Source organism: Streptomyces sp. NPDC046870, assembly GCF_040704595.1.
GTDB lineage: Bacteria > Actinomycetota > Actinomycetes > Streptomycetales > Streptomycetaceae > Streptomyces > Streptomyces argyrophylli.
In genome coordinates, this window is sequence record NZ_JBEYXM010000058.1 from 1 (window position 1) to 5851 (window position 5851).

A 5851-nucleotide genomic window follows, 5' to 3' on the forward strand; every position below is an offset into this window, starting at 1 on the left:
CCGTGACGAGGGCTGGACCAAGGTCGTCCTGCACCCCGACGGACACGGCAACGGCCACAAGAAGTAGGGAGCACAGGGCCGCCGCCCGCCTGCCCCCCTGAGACCGGGCCGGCCGACCAACGGCATCCGACCCGGTGGGGCGGACGGCGGACCCGCTCGACACGCGCGTACCCGGCAGGCCGGATCCGCACCCGCTGCTGAAGTCAAGCCACGGATCCGCTGGTGAGGGCACTCCTCAAGCCCATGGTGCGCGTCACGTCCACGCCGCGACCCGGCGGCAGCCCTCACCAGCCCCTCACTGAAGGAATGAGTACGATGGCACACGAACTCCGCGGTCGGAAGATCGCGATCCTGGCGGCCGACGGCGTCGAGCGCGTCGAGCTAGAGCAGCCGCGTGGCGCCCTGCACGGCGCCGGGGCGAGGACAGAGGTCCTCTCCATCCATCCCGGCGAAATCCAGGCCCGCCAGTGGGACCTGAACTCCGCGGGGACCTTTCCCGTCGACCGGCTCGTCTCGGACGCCTCCGCCGACGACTACGACGCCCTGCTGCTGCCCGGCGGCACCATGAACCCCGACCAGCTCCGTGTCAACAAGGACGCCGTCGGCTTCGTCAAGGCCTTCGTGAACTCGGGGAAGCCCGTGGCCACGCTCTGCCACGGCCCGTGGACCCTGGTGGAGGCCGATGTCGTACGCGGACGCCGCCTCACCTCGTGGCCGAGCATCCGCACGGATCTGCGCAACGCGGGAGCCGAGGTCGTCGACGAGGAGGTCGTCATCGACGGCCAGTTCACCTCGAGCCGGTCGCCCGCGGACCTGCCGGCCTTCTGCGCCGCCATCGTCGAGCAGTTCGCCCATGCGGGCCGCCCGGTCTCCGGCGCCTAGCCGGGCAACGGGAGCCGCGCCCAAGCGCCCGCAGGACGTTCCGAGGACCCATGCGACCGCGGGCGGCCTGGGACATCGCCGTTCAGAAAGGAACGAAGTCGTGAAGAAGCCCACAGCAGGCGGCGCGGTCTCCACCGTGGTCAGCATGGGATCCGAGGCCCTGGGCGCCGCGGTCTCAGTGGCCCGCCGCGCCGGTGAAGCCATCCGATCGGGAGCCTCCCACGGCGGGGAGACCGAACCGCGGTGGCACGTGATGACGGTGTGCGCGTCCGCCGAGGAGGTGGCGCCCGGCGGGAAGCTGCCGGAGCCGCTCGCCCGACTCGGCGACGCCATCGACACCCAACTGCGCCCCGCCCCCGGGGAACGCGGGACGGAACTGGCCTGCCGGCTGCACGACAAGGAGCATGCCGGGCCGGGCGGCACCGCCGGGCCGGCGACCGGACACGACACGGTCCAGGAACTGCGGACCGCGCTGCGGCAGGCAAAGGCGCTGGTCGAGACGGGAGAGATCCTCCTCCCCGACCGGCCGTCGACCAACCGGCCCACGGTCACCGGGCGCCCGCTGGACAAGTTGATCGAAAAGGCACAGGGGGAGGGACGGCTGTGAAGGCACTGACCTGGCAGGGCACCAACGACCTGTCCGTCGAGGAGACACCCGACCCGGCGATCCGCAACGAGCAGGACGCGATCGTCAAGGTGTCGCAGACCGTGACCTGCGGCTCTGACCTGCACCTGCTGGGCGGGTACATCCCGTTCATGCGGGCCGGCGACGTCCTCGGCCACGAATTCATCGGCGAGGTCGTCGAGACCGGACCGCAGGTGAAGCGGCACAAGGCGGGCGATCGCGTGGTGGTCTGCTCCTTCATCTCCTGCGGCCGCTGCTGGTACTGCAAGCAGGGTCTCTTCTCCCTCTGCGACAACGGCAACACCAATCCCGGCATCACCGAGCACCTCTGGGGTTCCGCCCCGGGCGGCTGCTACGGCTACTCCCATGCCCTGGGCGGCTTCGCCGGCAGCCATGCCGAGTACATTCGCGTCCCGTACGCCGACCAAGGGGCCTTCCCGGTACCGGACGCCCTGGACGACACCACGGCGCTGTTCGCATCCGACTCGGCTCCCACCGGGTGGATGGGTGCCGACCTCGGCGGGGTGAAGCCGGGCGACGTGGTGGCCGTGTGGGGATGCGGAGCGGTCGGCCAGATGGCCGCGCGGGCGGCGCTGCTGCTGGGCGCCGACCGGGTCATCGCCATCGACCGCTTCGAGTACCGTCTGGACATGACCCGCCGGCACGTCGGTGCGGAGACCCTGAACTACGAGCAGACCGACATCGACGCCGAGCTGCGCGAGATGAGCGGCGGCCGCGGCCCGGACGTGTGCATCGAGGCCGTCGGCATGGAAGCCCACAGCTCCGGAGCCCAGCAGCTCTACGACCAGACCAAACAGCAGCTGCGCCTGCAGACCGACCGGTCCGCCGCCGTACGCCAGGCGATCCTGGCATGCCGCAAGGGCGGCAGCGTGTTCGTCCTCGGCGTCTTCGCGGGCTTCGTCGACAAGTTCCCGCTGGGCGCGGTGATGAACAAGGGCCTGACCCTGCGCAGCGCCCAGCAGCACGGCCACCGCTACATCCCCATGCTCCTGGAGCGCATGGAAAGGGGCGAGCTGAAGACAGCCCACCTGGCCACCCACGTCATGTCCCTCGACGACGGGCCCAAGGGATACCACCTCTTCAAGGAGAAGCTCGACGGATGCGTACGCGCCGTCTTCCAGCCCGGCCGGTGACGCGGGATCCCGGCACAGGCTCGTCGCACGGAAACGCCAGGGTGTCGCGGGCAGCAGGCCCGCGACACCGGTGACGCCTTCGGGATCGCGATGACGTCCCCCGTGCCGCAGGTCCCAGGCCAGGGCGATCTGTGCGGGCGTCGCACCGTGGACGGCTGCCATGTCCCGCGGCGCCGTACGGCCGAGTGGCCACCGCGGTCACCGACGCGTCCCTCGACCCGGGCCGGGCGACCGGCAGCGACCGGCTGTCGGGGCGTTCAACGGGGCCGGCCGAGTGTTGCCGCTGGACGCAGGTCCTCCTCGAGTTCTTCGGTCATGGCCGCTCCGGCCAATGCCCGTCCCAGCCGAGGTGCCTGTTTGAACAGGTTGTGCCCGGCGGCGAAGTAGATCCTGTCGGCTTCCCAGACCGCCATGCCGTCCTCGCTCCACGGCAGGCTTGTCACCCAGCAGTGCAGGTACTCGACAGGTTCGGGATCGAGGCCGGGCAGTGCGCGGGAGACGTACGCGCGGGCGCGGTCGTTGAGCGCCACCAGTGCTCCGGGGTCCGCGAAGCTGCTGTCCTCCCGTACCTCGACCGTTTGGCTGAGGCCCACCGCGTAACGGCTGTTGCCGGGGTAGGGGGTCGCGTAGACGCCGACCTCGCCGAAGTCGCCGCTGCTGTCCTGCAGGCAGGCGACCCGTTCCGGGGGTGCTCCCCTGACCTGGAAGGTGAGGCGGACGTGGGCTGCCGGCCGTATGGGCAGCGAAAGCCCCACGGTGCGCGCCAGCCGCGCCGTGCCCAGACCCGCGCACACCACGGCCGTCGCGTACTCCTCGCGGCCGACGGAGCTGAGCACCTCGACCGTGCCGCGGCCCGTCGGATGCAGCGAGATGACCTCGTCGGTGACCACGCAGTCACCCAGCGCGTTGGCCAGGCTCTCGACCGCGACACGGGTGCGGATGGCGCCACCGTCCTCGTCGAGCATCGCGGGCCCGCGGTAGTCGGCGAGCAGCGGCATGCGGGCGTGAAGCTCGGCGCTGTCCACGGTCCGGACCGGTATGCCTCCGGCCTCCTGCAGAATGCGCAGTCTCCCGGGAACGGGACCGCCCAGGGCGACCACTCCGTCACGGGAGATCATTTCGGCGCCCAACCGGTCGGCCCACTCGTTCCAGACGACGCGGCCCTGCCGGGTGAATTCGACCAGGCGGGCGTCGTCGTGTGCGTGGCGGAAGATGCGGGACTGGCCACCGGACTGCCCGTGGCCCGGAAGGCCGCTTTCGTAGACCCGCGCCGTCGTTCCGCGTTCGGCCAGTGCATAGGCGGTGCAGAGGCCGACGATGCCGGCTCCTACCACGGCCACCTCGGGAACCCGGTCCATTCGATCGCCTCACTTCGCGTCCCGGAGCCGTCCCCCCGCGGAGCGGGGACCGAGTTCATCCGTCGCCGTCGCGAACTGGTGGGTGGGTGACTGGACCCGGTGGGCGGCATCGTCGGGCTCTACGTGACGCGACGGCGGAACCGTGTCTCCTTCAGCCTCACACCGGCCCGGAATATGTCAACCGGCCACCTCGGGACGACGACCGTGACCGACCGGCGGAGAGCCGCGGGACCGGACGTCCGGCCGAGGCATGGGAGGAGGTTTCCGAGCAGTGCATCGGCGGGCCGGCGATTCCGAGGCTGCCTGGGACTTCGGCCGGCCAGGCACGCGGCCCGGCAGCCGTGCGGACTCGGCCTCGCGAGCGTCCGCGCACCGGCGTGACGGATGCCCTGGAGGCAGCCGCGAGGGCGTGAGCCGGCGTGTGCCGAGGGTACGGAACGACGGGGCGTGCCGAGGCGCGCGCAGGCCACGTCACCCGGGCGGACCCGAGCGGCGACACCCGTACGACCTCGGACACGTCACCTGGACAGGCCACGACAGCCGCCGCGGCTGGACTTCGAGCGTGCTCCAATCCGTAGAGTTCCGGTCACGGGCTTCCGCCCACGGGTACGCCCTGCCACCGAGGACCACGGTCGCGAACGGCGACCGTGTACGCGGCGGGGAGCGCGACCGTTGACCCGGCCAGGCCGGTTCTCAGGACAGAGGTGATCCGATGAAGGTGCTGGTGACCGGCGGGACGAGCGGACTCGGACTCGCCATGGCCTCCGCCCTGGCCGCGACGGGAGCCTCCGTCGCGCTGACCGGGCGGTCCGGCGAGCGTGCGGAGTCCGTCGCCGCGGGGCTGCCGGGGGCGACCGGCGTGGAAATGGACGTGCGCGACGAGTCGTCGGTGGCCAGAGCCGTCGACCAGGCGTGGTCGCGGCTCGGCGGCATCGACATGCTGGTCAACAACGCCGGCATCGGCATGCGCACGGTCAACCCGCGCTTCATGACACAGCCGCAGGGCTTCTGGGAGGTACCGTCCGACGCGTTCCGCGCGGTGATCGACACCAACCTGACCGGCTACTTCCTGGTCGCCCGCGAGATCACGCCGCGGATGCTGGCATCCGGCGGTGGCCGCATCGTCAACATCTCGATCAACCACTCAACCATGCAACGCGCAGGCTTCGTTCCCTACGGGCCGTCGCGTGCCGGCAGCGAGGCGCTGTCCCGCATCATGGCGGCAGACCTGCGGGACACGGGCGTCACCGTCAACCTGCTGCTGCCCGGAGGCGCGACGGTCACCGGGATGCTGCCCCCGGACGTCGCCTCCGAGGGCCACGGGTTCCTGAGTCCCGCGGTGATGGGCCCGCCCATCGTCTGGCTGGCCTCCGACGACGCGGCCGGCGTGCACGACGAGCGCATCGTCGCCGCCGAGTTCGGACAATGGCTGCGGGACTGGGAGGGCCGACAGTGAGGCGCGTGAGCGTGTCGCGTCGCGCTCTGTCGCGCTGCGGCCGGGAAGCGGACGTACGCGGCGGTGCGAGGGCCGCGGCGGCAGTGTGAGGGCGGCCCGGGAACCGGCCCGGTCGTGAGCGGGTGACGCCAGGGCCTCGCCTGCCTCGGCCAGGCGCGCGGGGTCGATCTCCAGCCAGAGCGCGATCCTGAGCGCCCCTCGCCGTCAACGCCCGGCCGTCCGCACGCTTGCGCCGAGCTGCGCGGCGTCCTGGCGGCACCGCCGTGGGGGGGGGGGGGGGGGGCGGGGGGGCCCCCCCCCCCCCCCCCCCCGCCCGGCGGCGGCTCCGCCCGGGCGGCCGCCGCGCCGGGGGGCGGCCCCGCCCCCCCCCCCCCCG

At 72.1% G+C, this 5851-nt stretch carries 5 protein-coding genes; 4 read left to right on the plus strand and 1 reads right to left on the minus strand.

From position 1 onward, the window contains the following. Positions 1–315: 315 nt before the first annotated feature. The 3 genes from AB0946_RS41715 (at position 316) to AB0946_RS41725 (ending at position 2661) form a co-directional block, all read left to right on the plus strand. The gene (locus tag AB0946_RS41715; RefSeq protein ID WP_366765977.1) at positions 316–882 is read left to right on the plus strand and encodes a type 1 glutamine amidotransferase domain-containing protein; all 567 of its coding nucleotides are present in this window, start codon (positions 316–318) and stop codon (positions 880–882) included. Positions 883–982: 100 nt separating this feature from the next. Continuing rightward, entirely contained in the window at positions 983–1489 is a 507-nt protein-coding gene (locus AB0946_RS41720) for a hypothetical protein (RefSeq protein ID WP_366765978.1), read from the plus strand. Beyond that, complete coding sequence (locus tag AB0946_RS41725; RefSeq protein WP_366765979.1) at positions 1486–2661, plus strand: zinc-dependent alcohol dehydrogenase; 1176 nt, start codon at positions 1486–1488, stop codon at positions 2659–2661. The genes AB0946_RS41720 and AB0946_RS41725 overlap by 4 nt, the downstream gene beginning before the upstream one ends. 257 nt (positions 2662–2918) lie before the next feature. Here AB0946_RS41725 and AB0946_RS41730 read toward each other — a convergent pair whose 3' ends face one another. Further along, positions 2919–4019 carry an FAD-dependent oxidoreductase gene (locus tag AB0946_RS41730; RefSeq protein WP_366765980.1) on the minus strand — a complete coding sequence of 367 codons (1101 nt, stop codon included), beginning with the start codon at positions 4017–4019 and terminating at the stop codon, positions 2919–2921. Positions 4020–4731: 712 nt separating this feature from the next. Between AB0946_RS41730 and AB0946_RS41735 the strand changes: the two genes are divergently transcribed. Next, the gene (locus tag AB0946_RS41735; protein WP_366765981.1) at positions 4732–5475 is read left to right on the plus strand and encodes an SDR family oxidoreductase; all 744 of its coding nucleotides are present in this window, start codon (positions 4732–4734) and stop codon (positions 5473–5475) included. Positions 5476–5851 lie beyond the last annotated feature (376 nt).